15 protein-coding genes, 1 rRNA gene and 1 pseudogene are annotated in these 17,359 nt (G+C 43.9%); 4 read left to right on the forward strand and 13 right to left on the reverse strand.

Features of this window, described 5'->3' with window-relative positions; translation table 11 throughout:
• The first annotated feature begins 224 nt into the window (after positions 1 to 224).
• Positions 225 to 1,121 carry an EamA family transporter gene (locus tag DFP80_RS20100; protein WP_113918575.1) on the forward strand — a complete coding sequence of 299 codons (897 nt, stop codon included), beginning with the start codon at positions 225 to 227 and terminating at the stop codon, positions 1,119 to 1,121.
• 21 nt (positions 1,122 to 1,142) lie between these two features.
• Here DFP80_RS20100 and DFP80_RS20105 read toward each other — a convergent pair whose 3' ends face one another.
• The 10 genes from DFP80_RS20105 to DFP80_RS20150 all read right to left on the reverse strand — a co-directional run bounded on the left by DFP80_RS20105 (position 1,143) and on the right by DFP80_RS20150 (position 11,553).
• Positions 1,143 to 1,973, reverse strand: coding sequence for an ion transporter (locus DFP80_RS20105; RefSeq protein ID WP_113918576.1), 831 nt, complete (start codon positions 1,971 to 1,973; stop codon positions 1,143 to 1,145).
• 116 nt (positions 1,974 to 2,089) lie between these two features.
• Positions 2,090 to 2,365, reverse strand: a complete 276-nt coding sequence (locus DFP80_RS20110) for a hypothetical protein (protein WP_072842024.1) — start codon at positions 2,363 to 2,365, stop codon at positions 2,090 to 2,092.
• Between the two features lie 87 nt (positions 2,366 to 2,452).
• Positions 2,453 to 3,019 (reverse strand): mechanosensitive ion channel domain-containing protein, encoded by a 567-nt coding sequence (locus DFP80_RS20115; protein ID WP_113918577.1) that lies wholly within the window; start codon positions 3,017 to 3,019, stop codon positions 2,453 to 2,455.
• 21 nt (positions 3,020 to 3,040) lie between these two features.
• Entirely contained in the window at positions 3,041 to 3,928 is an 888-nt protein-coding gene (locus tag DFP80_RS20120; protein WP_113918578.1) for an AEC family transporter, read from the reverse strand.
• Positions 3,929 to 3,995: 67 nt separating this feature from the next.
• Complete coding sequence (locus tag DFP80_RS20125; RefSeq protein WP_113918579.1) at positions 3,996 to 4,973, reverse strand: substrate-binding domain-containing protein; 978 nt, start codon at positions 4,971 to 4,973, stop codon at positions 3,996 to 3,998.
• Positions 4,974 to 5,100: 127 nt separating this feature from the next.
• Positions 5,101 to 5,898, reverse strand: a complete 798-nt coding sequence (locus DFP80_RS20130) for an ATP-binding cassette domain-containing protein (protein ID WP_113918580.1) — start codon at positions 5,896 to 5,898, stop codon at positions 5,101 to 5,103.
• Positions 5,898 to 6,980, reverse strand: coding sequence for an ABC transporter permease (locus DFP80_RS20135; RefSeq protein WP_113918581.1), 1,083 nt, complete (start codon positions 6,978 to 6,980; stop codon positions 5,898 to 5,900). The genes DFP80_RS20130 and DFP80_RS20135 overlap by 1 nt, the downstream gene beginning before the upstream one ends.
• 111 nt (positions 6,981 to 7,091) lie before the next feature.
• Positions 7,092 to 8,123: a sugar ABC transporter substrate-binding protein gene (locus DFP80_RS20140; RefSeq protein ID WP_113918582.1), complete on the reverse strand. Its 1,032-nt coding sequence runs from the start codon at positions 8,121 to 8,123 to the stop codon at positions 7,092 to 7,094.
• A 166-nt stretch (positions 8,124 to 8,289) separates the two neighbouring features.
• The gene (locus tag DFP80_RS20145; protein WP_113918583.1) at positions 8,290 to 10,818 is read right to left on the reverse strand and encodes a PAS-domain containing protein; all 2,529 of its coding nucleotides are present in this window, start codon (positions 10,816 to 10,818) and stop codon (positions 8,290 to 8,292) included.
• Entirely contained in the window at positions 10,819 to 11,553 is a 735-nt protein-coding gene (locus DFP80_RS20150) for a response regulator (RefSeq protein WP_113918584.1), read from the reverse strand.
• Positions 11,554 to 11,673: 120 nt separating this feature from the next.
• On the opposite strand from DFP80_RS20150, the gene DFP80_RS20155 reads away from it, so the two are divergent.
• Positions 11,674 to 12,000, forward strand: coding sequence for a 2Fe-2S iron-sulfur cluster-binding protein (locus tag DFP80_RS20155; protein WP_241560335.1), 327 nt, complete (start codon positions 11,674 to 11,676; stop codon positions 11,998 to 12,000).
• 11 nt (positions 12,001 to 12,011) lie between these two features.
• Positions 12,012 to 14,543, forward strand: a complete 2,532-nt coding sequence (gene hrpB / locus DFP80_RS20160) for an ATP-dependent helicase HrpB (RefSeq protein ID WP_113918586.1) — start codon at positions 12,012 to 12,014, stop codon at positions 14,541 to 14,543.
• Here the strand turns inward: hrpB and DFP80_RS20165 are convergent.
• Positions 14,526 to 15,518 (reverse strand): phosphotransferase, encoded by a 993-nt coding sequence (locus DFP80_RS20165; protein ID WP_113918587.1) that lies wholly within the window; start codon positions 15,516 to 15,518, stop codon positions 14,526 to 14,528. The two genes, hrpB and DFP80_RS20165, sit on opposite strands and share 18 nt — an antisense overlap.
• Positions 15,519 to 15,660: 142 nt before the next feature.
• Positions 15,661 to 16,155, reverse strand: coding sequence for a GNAT family N-acetyltransferase (locus DFP80_RS20170; protein ID WP_113918588.1), 495 nt, complete (start codon positions 16,153 to 16,155; stop codon positions 15,661 to 15,663).
• 319 nt (positions 16,156 to 16,474) lie between these two features.
• Here DFP80_RS20170 and DFP80_RS21125 point away from each other — a divergent pair.
• Positions 16,475 to 16,702, forward strand: a pseudogene (locus DFP80_RS21125) (transposase); the annotation flags it as partial.
• A gap of 566 nt (positions 16,703 to 17,268) precedes the next feature.
• Here the strand turns inward: DFP80_RS21125 and rrf are convergent.
• A 5S ribosomal RNA gene (gene rrf / locus DFP80_RS20180) occupies positions 17,269 to 17,359 on the reverse strand; the annotation flags it as partial.

The raw sequence follows: 17,359 nt of genomic DNA on the forward strand, positions 1-17,359 counted from the left end.
TTAAGAACTTATCAATTTAGCCTATATTACGGCGTGAAAGAATGGGATATCTCTTCTATCAATACATAAAATGGAAAATGAATACGCTGCTTTTGGCAATTAAAGAGAACATTCTCGATCTGTGTCCTTCATTCTTTTGTTATCTGTCCATGTGCAAACTTGTCGAAAACACGTAAAGTGGTTGGCTTATTTTCGCCCCACCATTGCAAAGTTAAGGATTCAACATGATTCGCAAAGATATGTTTTTGGCGTTAATTATTATCGTCGCTTGGGGCTTTAACTTTATCGTCATGCGTTGGGGCTTAGATGAACTCACGCCAATGATGTTAGGCGGATTGCGCTTTCTCGTCATCGGTATGATTGGTTGCTTCTTTTTTGCTCGCCCCAACACACCACTGCTTTGGTGTATTGGCTATGCTTTGTCATTGAACTTCGGACAATTTGCGTTTTTATTCAGCGCCATGTCTTTTGGGATGCCTGCTGGACTGGCTTCTTTGGTACTGCAATCTCAGGCGATTTTCACCCTGCTGTTCGCTATTTTATTGTTGAAAGAAACGGTTCGTCCCTACCAAGTACTCGCAATTGGCATTGCCATTGGCGGTTTAGCTGTGATCGGATTAGACAATGAGGACACCACCATGACGGCCCTTGGCTTTGGATTAACTTTAGCCGCAGGGTCTAGTTGGGCGTTGGGTAATATATTCACCAAAATCATCAGTCGAAAAGGTTACGATGCCAATTTAAATCTTATCGTTTGGTCTAGCTGGGTGCCGCCTGTCCCTTTCTTTATCTGTGCGTATTTCATCGATGGCAGTGATGTTATGTGGAATAATCTCATTGGGTTGAACTTCAAATCCATAGCGTCATTGGCCTATTTGTCCATCTTTGCGACATTAGCTGGCTACGGTTTGTGGAGTCATTTATTGTCTCGCTATCCAGCCGCAACGGTTGCTCCGCTCACCTTAGGTGTACCTGTTGTCGGATTAACATCAGCGGAAATTTTTCTGTCTGAAACCGTGAGTATGATGCAATGGGCGGGGATTTTCATTGTGCTTGTTGGTTTGATGCTGAATACATTCGGTGGCCGCTGGCTAAAGAAAGTTAACCAGCACGCCACTTAAAAGTCATGTAAAAATGAACCACTAATCTTTTCGATCTTGTTGCTCGTCGATTTTATCCGCCAAACGAGCCACTTGAGCCTGCAATTCGGCAATTTGGGTGACCAAAGCTTGGTGATGGTTTTCTTGGTTTTCGTGCTCTTCTTGGGCCGTCTCTCGAGTCATGACATCCAACACCACACCCACCATCATGTTCAAGAACACAAAGGCGGTTAAGAAAATGAAGATAATGTAGAAGACCCAGCTAAATGGGTACACTTCCATCGTTTCATACATTACATCAGTCCAATCTTCAAACGTTGCAACGCGAAACAATGTCAGCATAGAGATAGCAATATCTCCCCAAAGCGTTTCATTTACTTGATGAAAAAAGATAGATCCAACGGCCGCGAAGATGTAGAAAATAATAAACATCAATAAAGCAATGTAACCCATTTTGGGAATGGCTTTAAGCAAGGCGTTAATCAAAAAACGTAGGTCTGGAATAATAGAAACCAAACGTAACACTCGAAATACGCGTAACAAGCGAGCGATAAGAATCATCTCAGCCTCTGATATCGGCATCAAACTACCGATGACGATAACGGTATCAAAAATATTCCAAGGGTCTTTAAAGAAACGACGCTTATCATCACAAGCAATAAAACGTAGAGAAAGTTCGACTAAAAAAAAGACAGTAATAAAGTTGTCTAAGTAATTAATGGCTTTATCAATGCCATAAGGTAAAGAGTAAGTTTTTGCGCCAACGGTCAAAGCAGCAATGACGATAATACTGATAATAAAACCTTGGAACCACGCACTACGCTCAATGCGCTTCATGGTGGCAAACCAACTTCCAGAACGACTCATTTCCATTATTTTCTACACCTAATAAGCAATCTTGAAACCTGCAATAAAGACAGGGGACGCCATCTTAAGTTCATATTGTGCAGAAGAAAAGCAGAAGTAGGCTAAGTGATAACGTTTGATGGCTAGGTTCGCTTCACTCGTACCACTTTCATGATTTCTACAGGAATTCCCGCGACCATTTCTTGGGTTGGGTAATAAGTAAGGTTGACGCGAGCTCCGCGCAAAGTGCGGTATTTTCCTTGGCGCTTAAAACGAAAAGGAACGTCATAACCTTCAATCATTAAAGTGTGCAGTACCCAGTCTTCTTGGGGACGTTGGGCATGAGATTTCACTTTCAGCGCATCTGAATGAATAAGCGCATCATTATTTTTTAACAAAGACTCAGGATCGGATTTCACAAGAGACTTCCTTTCTTAAAGATGAAGGCCTCTTAGTATGACACAAATATCTAAAATCTTAAAAAATTGATTGTTTTTCAATCAACATCAGACAGAAGTGCTTTGCTTCTCAGATTCTCCTATTGGCACTGCAGGCTCTTTGTATTGACTCATTGCTTGTGCCCTTTCTCGACTTTCAAAACGTACAACCGCTTTTTGTAAGATCAAACTGTTTGGATAAGTCACTACATCCCCAGAAAACCTCTGGATAATCACGTGAAAAGTCGATATTTCCATAATTTGCCCAAGAATCTCATCATCTTTATCAACAACCTTGACCCAATCCCCTACTCGATAAGGAAAACCAAAAAAGATAATCAAGCTGGCAGTTATGTTGCTTAAAATAGACCATTGAGCAAACAACGCCACACCAACAACAGCAAATACAGACGAAAAAAAGATTGCTAGTTGACCATACCCAATGCCAAGAACTAAACAGATTAATAAAATTAAAATTGCAGTAAAACCTAGGTTTAGCATTTTCGAAACATAGGTAATACGCACTTCATTGGCGAATTTTTTTTGCCCTAATAACGTGACACTGGATTTCAGAATGCGAGAAACAATGACATAAGCGAACACTAATAAAGCGATTAAGCCAATTTGTACCATCATGCTTTTTCTCCTAATACGGGTTTATAAAACATAGAACAATACACAAGGGATAATCCCTACACTCATCAAATTACTAATTAATACAATCGACGCTACTTTATGAGGTTCCTGTTGATAAAGCTCGGCCACCATGTAGTTCAAAACAGCAGGAGGTAAACAAGCGAAGATCAATAAATAGGCAAAATTTTCCGGAGACATTCCAACAACATAATACCAAATCCCCGCAATAACCAGGCCGCTTAACGGACACAAAAAGCCGCTAATCACACCAAGTCTCCATTCACTAAAGTCTACATTCGTCATCCGAACACCAAGAGCAAAGAGCATCAGAGGAATAGCTATTTGTCCCATCATATCAACGGACACTTTTACTGCAGGCATGACAGTCCAGCCTTGTAAACTCCAAATTAAGCCCAGAATCGTTGCAATGATCATAGGCATCTTCAACACATTAAGAAGATTGGCTTTTGGGTTAAGCAAATACATGCCTACCGTGAAATGAAGCAAGTTTTCGGTTAGAAACAACACCACGGCGATAGGCAAAGCGGGTTCGCCAAACGCCAGCACAATCAAAGGAATACCCAAGTTACCGCTGTTGTTAAACATCATTGGCGGAACCAACGTCTTTGGCGATATTTTTAGCCATTTACAAAGAGGCCAAACGAGGAGCCCTGAGCCTATAACAACGACCGTGGCCGCAATAATCAAGTCAACGTATTGAGCTATATGAAACTCTTTTGATGCCATAACAGAAAAAATCAGCGCAGGACAAAACACACTGATATTGAGACGGTTCGCCACCGTCATATCGGTAGGCCGAACGCGTGCGTAGAAAAAAGCCACCAGCACAATGCTAGCCAGAGGAAAAACCGTATTAAAGATTTGTAAGAATAACGTAGAAGTATCCATTAATAGCCTCTTTTAAGAAGGCGATAGCTTAACGGTCTTGCCATAAAAGACCAAGATAGATTGAAAATTAGTTTTTCTCAATTAACGTTGAAGGGATCAAAATAAAACGCTGAGCAACCTCTTTACCTTTTAATAAATCCATACCAATCTCAATGGCTTTTTCAGCCATGGGAATAGGCCGTTGAACGGCAGTGGCAACCCAAGAATTGTCCTGTTGCTTGATAATATCGGTTGCAAATGGCGCCCCATCAACCGAGGCTAATATAAACTCATTGCGATTAGCTTGTTGCGCCGCTCGCAAAGCTCCAAATGCCGTTGGATCATTAATACTGAACACCGCATCAATATGACCGTATTCTTCCATCAAATACGTCATGGCTTCCATTCCACCTTCCACACTGCCAGTGCCATTCATGCGGTCACTTAGCAAGGTAATATCGGGGTATTTATTTAATGTTGATTTACAGCCAGCGACCCTTTCAATCACAGAGGACACTGAGACACCGTTAATAATAACGAATTTGCCTTGATAACCTATCATCTTCGCCAATTTTTCACACGCTATTGCGCCAGCCTGCACATTATCAGTGGTAATAGTTGCGTCTGCACCTTGTGCATTCACGTCCACCGCAATCACTTTAATACCCGCTCGCTGAGCCTTGGCAACAACAGCGGCCACCTTATACTCATCCGCGGCGGTCAATACGATCAAATCGACTTTTTGCTCAATAAAATCATTGATTTGACCGATTTGTCGCTGCCAATCATAAGCATCCGAGCGAATGATCATTTTAACAGGCTGACCCGCTAACTGCTCTGCTTTTAAGGAAACGGTATCTACCAATTGAACAAAATATGGGTTACCCAAATCGGCAACACTAATACCAATCGATTTTAAGGGTTGGGGCTCAGAGGATTGTGACACCAAGGGAGACAGCGATACGGCGACAATAGAAATCGCCAAAATACTGGGCATTAGCCGATAGGACCTCCACCACTGCCGTACTTTATGTAAACACGACACGGGCGCTTTAAATAGACTCATTCTGTTTCTCCCAATAATCGCGCGCTCGTCATTGATGGCCAATGAACATATCTTAAGCCACAAGAGCATAAAGAACCGCTATTTTGCCCTACCTGATGGAAGATAAAAATAGCGGTTTAGTTTTTTCCTAGGCAGCCTCTTCCTCTGACCCGCTAACTTCCATCGCCCCGGTCATAATGGCAACAGCATCAGACATGGTATGAGTTTGAGGCGTGACAGTCGCCGCTCGCTTACCTAAACGGTGGATATGAATACGATCTGCAACTTCAAACACATGTGGCATATTGTGACTGATCAAGATAATAGGCAAACCACGATCACGAACTTCTTTGATCAAGTTCAAGACACGACGCGACTCCTTTACACCAAGCGCCGCAGTTGGCTCATCCATAATCACCACTTTGCTGCCAAACAAAGCTGAACGAGCAACCGCCACACCTTGGCGCTGACCACCAGAAAGCGATTCAACCGCTTGACTAATGTTTTGAATCGTCATCAAACCCAACTCAGCCATCTTATTGCGGGCGCGTTTTTCCATTTCTTTCTTGTCCAGCATACGGAAGACAGAACCTAGAATGCCAGGCTTCAATAACTCTCTCCCTAAAAACAAGTTATCAGCAATATTTAACGCAGGCGACACCGCCAAGTTCTGATAAACCGTTTCTATGCCTAATGCTCGAGCCTCCATCGGTGAAGAAAAACTTACCGGCTTACCATCTAAAAAAATCTCACCTTCATCGGGGATCAAAGCACCAGACAAGGCTTTGATCAAGGAGGATTTGCCTGCACCATTATCACCAATGACCGCTAATATCTCACCGGGATAGAGTTCAAAATCGGCATGATCAATCGCGGTCACACTGCCATAACGTTTTACCAAGTTTTTTGTTTGTAACACAGGTGTCTTATCGTATTGAGCTACCATTATGCTGTCCCTCTTCGGATCCACTGATCAATAGCCACAGCCGAAATAATCAATATCCCCACTGTAAACTCTTGCCATAGAACATCTACACCAGCTAAAGCCAAGCCATTTCTAAATACACCAACAACTAGTGCACCAATGAGCGTACCGTAAATAGAACCTCGTCCACCAAACAAGCTACACCCACCAATAACCACCGCAGTAATACTGTCAAGGTTAGTCATAGTGCCTGCTTGTGGACTCACCGAGCCGATACGACCAATAAGAACCCATGCCCCAATAGCACATACAACGCCAGCCAGAACATAGACTGACATTAAGATTCGATTTGTACGAATACCAGCTAATTTCGCGGCTTCCGGATCATCGCCTGTTGCATATACATGACGCCCCCAAGCGGTCCAATTTAGGGCATACCAGATCAGAAAAAATATCCCTAGCATTAAAAGGGAACCATAAGTCAATCTTGCGCCGAAGAAGTCGATAGTTTGGCCCGTCCACTGTAATAATGGCGCGATGCTACTAATATCCTGAGAACGAATCGTTTCACTTTTTGAGTACCATAGGTTCAAAGCAAAAAAAACATTCCAAGATCCTAGTGTCGCTATAAAAGGCGGGATTTTTAATCGGGTAATAAGCAAGCCATTAATAAAGCCAGCCAACGCACCCACCGCAATACCAATCAGAATAGATAAGCTCGGATCAATACCATAATTTACCGCCATCCGTCCCATTACGACGGAGGTCAATACCATAATGGCCCCCACGGATAAATCGATACCCGCGGTTAAAATAATTAAGGTCTGGGCAACACCAATCACACCGATAATAGTGACCTGTTGCAGGATCAAAGATAGATTGAATGGATGAAGAAAACGTCCACCAACTATCATACTAAAGCCAACAATAGCCAAGATCAGTACAATACTTGGTGCGGCAATGGGATAATGATGAAGAAACTTTTGAAAACGCTGCACAAGCGTTTCTTTACGCTCGAACTTGGCAACATAGCTACTGGCTTGATCCGCGACTTTGTCATGATCAAGCACCGCTGTAGACGGTTTTGTGTCGGTAGAACTCATAGACTACTCCAGAGAGGAAACATTGCGCTAGATAGAAAAAGTGCCGTTAGCCAAAAGTTCGACTAACGGCAAATAAGGGCGCCTTCACACCCATCTATCACAAGAGATTGATTAGCCCCAACACATGCTCAAGCCAGTTTTAGACGACACAGATTGAACACCTTTCACGGGTTCATCAGTAATTAACTGAACACCTGTATCGAAGAAATCTAGACCATTTGATGCAGAAGGACGTGAGCCAGATTTGGCAAAATCTACAATCGCTGTTACACCTTCAGAGGCCATTTTAAGAGGGAATTGCATAGAAGTAGCGCCGATCACGCCGTCTTTGATATTACGTACACCAGGACAACCACCATCAACAGAAACAATCAACACGTCTTTTTCAAGGCCGAACGATTTCAATGCTTCATATGCGCCAGCCGCAGCGGGTTCGTTGATGGTATAAACCAAATTCACTTCTGGGTCTTTTTGCAGTAGGTTTTCCATCGCACGACGGCCGCCTTCTTCCGAACCTTGCGTCACGTCGTTACCCACAATACGCGAGTCCGTTTCATCACCCATGCGTTTTGGATCTTTAAGGTCGATCCCAAAACCTTTCAAGAAACCTTGGTCACGAGCGACGTCTACGGTAATTTGGCTCGTGCTCAGGTCAAGTAAAGCAATTTTTGCATCTTTAGCTTTATCGCCCATTTTTTCTTTTGCCCACATACCAATCATTTCGCCAGCTTTAAAGTTATCCGTCGCGAATGTCATGTCTGCCGCACTAGCAGGACTTAAAGGAGTATCTAACGCGATAACAAGCAAACCTGCATCGCGTGCTTTTTGAATCGTCGGAACAATACCAGCCGTATCGCTTGGTGTAATAAGAATGCCTTTGGCACCCGCGGCAATTAAGTTTTCTACCGCTTGAACTTGCGTTTCATTATCGCCGTCGTAACGGCCAGCAAACGTACGCAATTCAACACCAAGCTCATCAGCTTTTTGCTGCGCGCCTTCTTTCATTTTTACGAAAAATGGGTTGGTATTGGTTTTGGTGATTAAACCTATGATAGGGGTTTCTGCCATAGCGACAGTAGACAGTGTGCCAGCGGCAACCAGACACGCCAATTTTTTGTACGGAATACGATGCATAAATTTCATTGTTTTTATAACTCCAGTTTTTGTTTTTATTATTGACATTGATGCTATTCAAAAACGCCATTGAAACAGAACAAGCCCCGACTCTGTTTCTAATAAAACACTATGAAGATAAAAAACTAATGAATAATTTCATCATTTAATCTTTTTTTGTAATATTTGTAACAATTCAATATTTAATCTGAAATATTTTCCTTAACTCTTTGATAGTAAATGGTTTTGAAATAAATAAATCATCGTCTTTTAATTGATGCTTTTGTTTTAATTCGTCTTTGGGCAAACCAGACATCAGTAATATTGGCCCCGTAAAACCAAACAAGTCAGAATGAAGGCTATGTGCTAACCCAACGCCACTCACAGCACCAGCAAGGTTAACATCTGAAACAATAGCATCAGGGAGAATGGCCTTATCCAACGCCTTCATGACGGCTTCAGCACAATCAAAAGTTTGTACTATAAAGCCCATTTTTTCTAATTGCTCACGCATCACTCGGCACACTTCTTCATCGTCTTCCACCAGCCATACCAAGCTGAACTCAGGCAAGAGAATAGAGTCTTGTTTACTTGTTTTCTCTATTACTGCAGAGCTATCGTCTGTTAAAAGGTCAAGTGGTGTCTCTTGTTGAGGTAAGAACAGGCAGACACGAGTCCATTTACCTTTTTCAGAGGTAACTTTGATTTCACCACCGCTTTGTTTGACAAAGCCATAAATCATACTCAAGCCCAAACCACTGCCTTTGCCAACAGGCTTAGTGGTAAAGAAAGGCTCAAAGATACGACCAATCACTTCATCATCAATACCTTCACCCGAGTCTTCCACACGAATACAAATTGCAGGGATATCACTGTCAGGTAAAGTACATAACTTGGTTGAAAAGGCCAAACGGCCACCATCTGGCATCGCACTGGCGCTGTTCAACGATAAATTCAACAGAGAATTTTCTAGCTGGGAAGGGTCAATCAAGCTCATCACATCAGGGCATTGCAAATCGCTTTCGACGACAATATGCGAACCAACACTGTATTCAACCAAATCCAACATGCCTTCGATTAGATCATCAATACCAATCGACACAGGAAAAAGCTGCTGACGACGACTAAAGGCCAACAACCTCTGCACCAAGTTGCTACTTTTCTCTGACACAACCAAGGCTCGCTCTATGTATCGCGCTTGATCCTCGGTTTGTGGCCGCGAGTCAGATAGCATTTGCAAATTTCCCATGATAGCCGCCAATAGATTATTAAAATCATGAGCAACACCGCCCGTCAGCTGCCCTAACATTTCCATTTTCTGCGCTTGTCGTAACTGACTTTCCACACTTTTACGTTCCGTTAAATCCGTGTATAAGGTTACAAAGCCGCCTTCTGGCATTGGCTTAGAGCGAAATTCAACAATTTTTCCTGAGTCAAAGTGACGCTCGAAACTTTGAAAGCGTAAATGCCGGGAAACATTCACTTCTTCCATATGAACTTGCTGATTCTCTAAATTGAGGTTTTTATGTTGTCCTTGGTTTATCAGGCTTTGAACTTCGTCTATGGGCATACCAACACTCAAATCATCATCCGATAAATCAAACAATTTCTGATAACCCGAGTTCCAAGCAATCAAGGTGCCTTTTGAGGAGAACACACTCAGGCCATCGTTCATGTTATCAAAGATAGTTTCGAGCAAACGTTTTTGCTCCGACAATTCAGCAGTGACTTCCAAGCGTCTTAACGCATCACGACGAAAAACTTCAAACGTATCTGCTAAGGTGCCGATTTCATCATTGCGGCGTATTCCTGTGTGTTTTGAATCGACTCGACCAAAGGAGAGCTGTTCCATGTCGTTGGTGACGACGCCTAAATCTTTCGTCATACGTTGGCTATACCAATACAAGCGAGTCAAACCCAACAAGAGAAATACAGAAATGCCGATAATCCAATTTTGACCGCGTGCCACAAACGAAGACACTTCTTGTCGCTGACGACTCACTTTCTTTTGTAATCCGCCCACGAAATCGCTAACTTGTTTACTCAACTGTTCAGATTTGGCTCGAATCGAAATTAATAGATAGTTCTTACGCTCTTGGATCTGATTCAATCGTCGATGTGCCATTAATAAGTCATCAGCAATACTCGCGACTTGCTCATTTTGCTCTGATAACTTTAAGCTCTTCAAGATGCTCTCCGGCACCAAACTAGGTGACTCCAATAACTGTAACAACCAGACTAAACCTTGCTGGCTGCCCACACTGGCAACAGCATCATTAAGCGGCAGCTGACGAATACGAAATTGCTGCGCCAAACTGTCTTCACGCAAATACAGCTCTTCACGCACCAAGGCAACAAGCTCTTCAAGCGTAGTTTGTAGGTCATCTAAGCGGTCATCGATGTCTCGCTGAAAGACAGAATCTGCCAAACTATCAGCAACACCACGAAGTTCAAGAATACGTCGATGGATACGTTCAGATTCAGTTTGTAATTGAAAAGGACGACCAGACCCTGCGGTGTAAGGAGCAATGGCTGCTAACTGAGCCACACCTTCGGCTAATGTTAAAGAGGTGCTGATTTCTGGTAAGGTTTCTGACTCAAATTCGGATAAAGAGGCTTCACTGACTCGCATAGATTGCCAACCGATACCGACCATAAAAAACGCCACTAAGCTAATCGCTAAAATAGACACAGAAGCTTTTTGCCGAATACTCGTAAAACGCATTTAATTCACCCGCACAGGCCCTTGGAAAAAATAACCAAGCCCACGTTGAGTTTTAATAAACTCTGGTGTTTTCGGGTTGGCCTCTATTTTCCGTCTGAGTCGAAGAATCAACACATCAACCGTACGATCAAACACTTCCGTTTCTAAACCTCGACTTTGCTCTATCAACTGTTCGCGAGAAAAAATGCGGTCTGGATGACGAGCCAACACTTCCAGCAGAGAAAATTCGCCTAACGTTAAGGTTACTAGTTTGCCGCTTGGGTCATGCAACAAGCGTGCAGTTAAATCCAACATCCAATGCCCAAACCTCAGACAATCATGGTCTTGATTAATACTGCTGGCCGACACCGGTGGTGCTTGATAAGAACGACGTAGTAATGCGTGAATGCGAGCCGTCAGCTCACGCAAGTTAAAGGGCTTCATCATGTAATCATCAGCCGCCAACTCTAGTCCCAAAATTCGATCCGTTTCATCGCCCTTCCCTGTAAGCATCATAATGGGCATGGCAAAACGCTCTCGGATGTCACGGGCCAAATTCAGGCCATCTTCCTCTTTCAAGTACAAGTCCATTAACACCAGATCCACAGCTTCCGCTTCAAGATGCGCCCACATCTGGCGACCATCCTCGGCTTCTCTCACTTGATAGCCTTTCTGTGATAACGCATCACACAACAGCTGACGAATGTCTTGGTCATCATCAACGACCAATAAGGTTTTTTTACTTGGCTCTGTCATTGTATTGGTTAGGATCCGTTGTCATTATGATTCGGGGCACAATCGCCTTGCGACACCGCCGTATTTTTATCATGTTAAAGTTAATAGAAGATTAACAGAAGGAAAAGCATCTTGCCCCAGATGAAACGCATCCAGCTCCGCTTTTTACACCCGCCTCGCTGGGTGGAGTGTGGATCAGACGATACTGTCCTCGCTACCTTATTGGCTCAGCATGTGCCCATTAAACACGCCTGCGACAATGGCGTCTGCGGAGTCTGCCTCACAAAATTGTTAGCGGGTGAGATTCTCTACGGTACAAAAACACCACGAGGCCTCACCGCCAAAGAACAAGCCGAAGGCTACTTTTTGCCTTGTATCGCAACGTGTAAAAGCGATATCGCCATCGACAAACCTAAAGTGAGACTGCGCCAACAGCCCAAAAACGTTATCATAAGCACAGCAAATTAATGAGCCGTCTTATGTCCAGCGAACTGCCAATTTACCAACTGATTCCTCAGCTAAAACATCAACTATTGCATCACCACCAAGCCATTTTGGAAGCAGCCCCTGGCGCAGGCAAAACCAGCGTGGTGCCATTGGCGTTGATGGATCAGGTCTGGAATCAAGGACGTAAAATAGTCATGTTGGAACCTCGCCGTTTGGCGGCGAAAGCGGCCGCCAAACGATTAGCAGACACCTTAAAAGAGCCTGTGGGGGAACGCATAGGTTATCGCATTCGCCACGACACCAAAGAAAGCAAGCACACCCAAGTCTTAGTGGTCACCGAAGGCGTGCTTACTCGAATGCTGCAAGACGACCCTTCTTTGAGTGATATTTCACTTGTTATTTTTGATGAATTTCACGAACGCAACCTTCACTCCGACCTAGCCTTTGCCTTATGTTTACAGGCACGCGAACTGTATCGCGATGAAGATCCGTTAAAGCTGCTGGTCATGTCAGCCACTCTCGACACGACATTATTAGAACAACGCCTTAACTGTACCAGTCTGACCAGTACCGGTCGCAGCTTTCCCGTCAGAGCGCATTACGCCAATAAAACCCTGAAAACCGTCGAGGTCATGGACGAAGTGGCCCGTTTAACCTTGACCGCTTACCAAGCAGAAAGCGGTAACATTCTTGTCTTCTTACCGGGTCAAAAAGAAATTCGACAACTCCATAAACAGCTTCAGGCACGACTCAGTGAGCAACCACATTTAAGTATTCTGCCCTTGTACGGTGACCTTAGCTTGGAACAACAAGAAAAGGTCATCCAAGCCACTGTGCCGCCTGAACGTAAAATAGTGCTGGCCACGGCCATTGCACAAACCAGCTTAACCATTGAAGGGATCGGTGTGGTGGTCGACAGTGGTCTGAGCCGTGAAGCCAGATTTGATGCCAATACCGCCACCACGCGGTTGCACACTCGTCGCGCGACACAAGCCGAAACCATTCAGCGCATGGGACGCGCCGGTCGAACTCAAGCGGGCGTTTGTTATCGTTGGTGGAGTGAAGAGCAACAGCACCGCTTAGCACCACAAGCCCAACCTCAAATCGAATGTGTCGACCTCAGTGCGGTGACGCTTAATCTGGCTCAATGGGGCGTACAAGAGCGCTTAGAGCTGGATTGGATCACGCCACCACCCGAAAGCCATTTTCAACAATCCATTGATCTATTGCGCCATTTAAATGCCATCGAAGCGACGAACCTAACGTTGACGCCTCATGGCGAACAAATGAGCAAGCTGAACTTAGAGCCAAGGCTGGCGCAAATTCTCTTGTTGGGTAAACAATGGGGACAGACCGAGCTGGCCTGCCAAGCCTGTGCCATATTGTCAGAAGGCGATCCTTTCTCTCAACAGGATAGTGACTTTTCCATGCGCTTAGAATGGCTAACCAACGCAAGCTCTCTATCCGCTCAAAAATCAAAACATTTTTATCAGCAATCGCTAAAACAATGGCAACGTCGCAGCCAAACACTCAAGCTAACAAAGCATCAAATTGACCTTGAACAAAGTGTTGTATTGGGAACATTATTGGCAGGCGCGTATGCTGATCGAATTGCTCAACGCTTACCGTCACAAGGTAAAAATGACTCCCATAGCACGCGTTTTAAATTGGCAAATGGTCGCATTGCGACGTTGGACAATCGCGACTCAAATGCTCAAGTAGACTACCTTCTGGCGTTGGATATTGGCGGTCATCAGGGTCAACAAGAAGATCGTATTTTTCTGGCTCAGGCTTTGGATATGTCGGCTTTATCACAAGCCTTGCCGCACCTTTTGAAAACTCGTTCGCATCTGGCCTGGTCCAAATCGGAGGCGCGCCTGATCAGTGAACAACAAACTTGGATAGGTAAACTCTGCCTCCATCGTAAAAAGTCCGCTCAGCTCGACCCTCAACAAATCACCGATGCTATGCTCCAGCACATTCGCCAGACGGGGCTCGACATCTTGCCTTGGCAAGACGACAGTTCGCAGCTGATAGCACGCATTCAATTTGCCGCCCATCATGACTCTCAGGACTGGCCAGACATGACAGAACAAGGCTTGCTCGATAGGCTAGCGGAATGGTTAGGCCCTTATCTGGCCAACATCACAACACAAGGCGCATTGAACAAGTTACCGCTTAAACAGATTTTGCTGGACAGCTTGTCATGGGAGCAGCAACGTAGATTGAATGAATACGTACCGGATCGCTTAGCCGTTGCCTCAGGGAACCAACATAAGATTGACTACCGCCAGCAACCGCCAAAGCTCAGTGTTAAATTACAGGAAGTGTTTGGCATGACACAAACGCCCAGTGTGTTAGGACAAAGTTTAACCCTAGAATTACTGTCTCCGAACCAACGTCCATTAGCGGTCACCCATGATCTGCCCTTCTTTTGGCGAGAAGCTTACCCTGAAGTGAAAAAGGAAATGCGCGGACGTTATCCAAAACACCCTTGGCCCGATGATCCAATCACTGCTCAAGCCACGGCTAAAACCAATCGAGCCTTACGAGCGTCTCAATAACGCCAAAGCCCGCGCTGAGACCATTTGGCTGAAAGCCGTATTTTTCGCGTGAGTTGGGCTCCAGCCTAAGATAAAGCGATGAAAATCGGCCCAAGCCATATCAAATAATGAACGCCATTCCATACAAACTTCGGAAGCCAAATCGGCCGATTCGCCTTGCGCCACTAAACAACGAGCGAGCTCTGCGTAGTAATACTCTAATAAATAGGAAAGATGATTCGCTAAGCTGGCTTCATCCAGACAACTACCCAGAAAATACGCCACATCTTGTACCCCAACACCTTTGCCTATGTACTGAAAATCAACCGCGGCGACTTGATCGCACAATTCAGAAAAACAAAAATTAGCGACCTTAGCATCACCATGCAACAAGGTCTGAAAACGCGCCTGTGATAAGGTCTGATCAATATGACTTGCTGAATCCTTCAACTCACTCTCTTCCATGGCCTGCCATTCGTCAGGACGAGTCGCCAAATGCCAATACGTCCCACGAGGCCACAGCCTATATTCAGATGTGGATTGGACTCCAATAAAACGACTATGGAAATTCGCCAGCCAATCCAATATAGGCAAACAGCTGTCCCACTCTAAACGTGTGTGGCGGCTAGGAAAGCCTGCTTCATCCATGTCCTCAAGCAAAAGGTAAATCAAGTCTTCCGTTTGGTGCACAGCATAACAATGAGGGGTTCTCGCCACCTCTTTTACTTGAGAACGCCAATGAGCATACCAATGAGCTTCAACACGGTAGGATTCTAACTTTCGCTGATGAGATAATTCTGACTGCCAGCCACGTGGATGAGCCATGACTTGATCTAGACGAATCGACTTCAAGATAACAGATGAGTATGACTGATCTCGAGTAGTAACCTGATAACGAACAATCTCGCCATATCCACTCCATAAGGCTTGAATCTGCTCGACTCGTTGTACGGAAGTCGCTGCTAACGTCCGCTTAATAAAAATCTCTGGCGACATGATTTTCTCAGCCTCAATACTAAGCGGCCATTGTAGCGGAATAGTATCGATTACCTAAAACAAAAACGATATCAACAGGAAGGCATAATGACGTAATCAATCGTCATTATGCATCGGAATCGAATTAGAATCTGAATGCAATTTATACAACGGATATTTCATAAATTTCATCATGATGCACTTCAGACTCCATTGTAAATTCATCTGTCCCAATTAGCTTAAAGCCTTGCTTCTTGTAAAATGCTTTTGCACGATTATTACCCGAAAAAACGAACAGCTGAAGGTGACTATAGCCAGTTTCTTGAACGTAATTAAACACTGAACTATAAAGATTATAGGCTATTCCTTGCCCTTGATAATCAGGCATTACATAAAGCTTTGAGAGAATAGCAATATCTTTGGAGCCGTGCTCCAAAACAGCTAAGCCGATTGCCTTTTTCCCTGAAAGAGCTACCCAAACTTTATCCTTTTCTGAATTTAAAATTTGCTCAAAACATTTTGCATTCAAGTGCTTTGAAATGTACAAATCTTGCAAGTCATGGTTAGAATTCTCTGGGCAAGCCAAATGAAAAGTCGTTCTCATAATCTCAGCAAGATTATCAAGGTGTGAATGCTCTGCAAACATTATATTAATCATACTACTCCATTAAATTGCATAACTATTAAGCGGTTATACCGTGTCAAAACCATGACTCTTATAAAGAATGTTTCTAAGATTTAGGATGAATCTACGTTTATTTTTATAACACTTTTTACTCGAATCTTGGGCATTAGGCAATACTCGACTCTCAGACCTCTCAACCTGACCCATTTTCCACCTTCTCTTTTCATTTATCACTCTGTCGTTTGGCTCTCTTCAAGGATCACTTTTTTATGGTATTCGATACATAACTATACTCGCGGATACGCATAAAACCCTTGGGTAGACATGCAGAAGAAAACGCCTAATCTTATGATATTACGCCACTTACTTAGAGCTTGAGCCCTAGGTTCAAAATATGATGTACGCAAAAAACTGGATTGGGCGACTCAACAAATCGTTCAGACGCATTCTAAAAATTCGAAATTCTATGCCTAACGTAGACTCTGTTTTGACTCTATTGAGTAAAGTAGCGATTGACATGAACAGTCCGACTTATCAATATCCAGCGAGTCGTTTTTTAAAAAGTCACCTGTTTTATTAACGGGTCAGAGAACATGTTTTAATGGAATAAGACACACTTTATCGGACTGTACCGTACCCGGTACCTCCCTAAAAGGGATGATTGGTAATGAAGTGCTTTGTCTACAAACGAAAAAGTACAGACGTAAAAAAGCCCTGACAGGATAACCTATCAGGGCCTTCTTAATATAAAGCTTGATAACAGCGACATTCTCACATGCGTGTCTTTGATAAAGAGCCCCACACGTGGGAAGCGTTGTTACCTCTCTCAAACGAAAAAACCCCACCCTACTCAGTAGGATGGGATTTCTCTTAATGTAAAGCTTGATAACAACGTCACTCTCACATGCGTGTCTTTGATAAAGAGCCCCACACGTGGGAAGGATTGTTAGCTCTCTTAAACGAAAAAACCCCACATGACATTGTCATGTGGGGTTTCTCTTAATGTAAAGCTTGATAACAGCGTCACTCTCACATGCGTGTCTTTGATAAAGAGCCCCACACGTGGGAAGCGTTGTTACTTCGTTACTTCTCTTAAACGAAAAAACCCCACCCTACTCAGTAGGATGGGGTTTCTCTTAATATAAAGCTTGACGACGACCTACTCTCACATGGGATCTCCCACACTACCATCGGCGATGGCGCTTTTCACTTCTGAGTTCGGGATGGGATCAGGTGG

The organism is Marinomonas rhizomae, from assembly GCF_003315485.1.
Classification (GTDB): domain Bacteria; phylum Pseudomonadota; class Gammaproteobacteria; order Pseudomonadales; family Marinomonadaceae; genus Marinomonas; species Marinomonas rhizomae.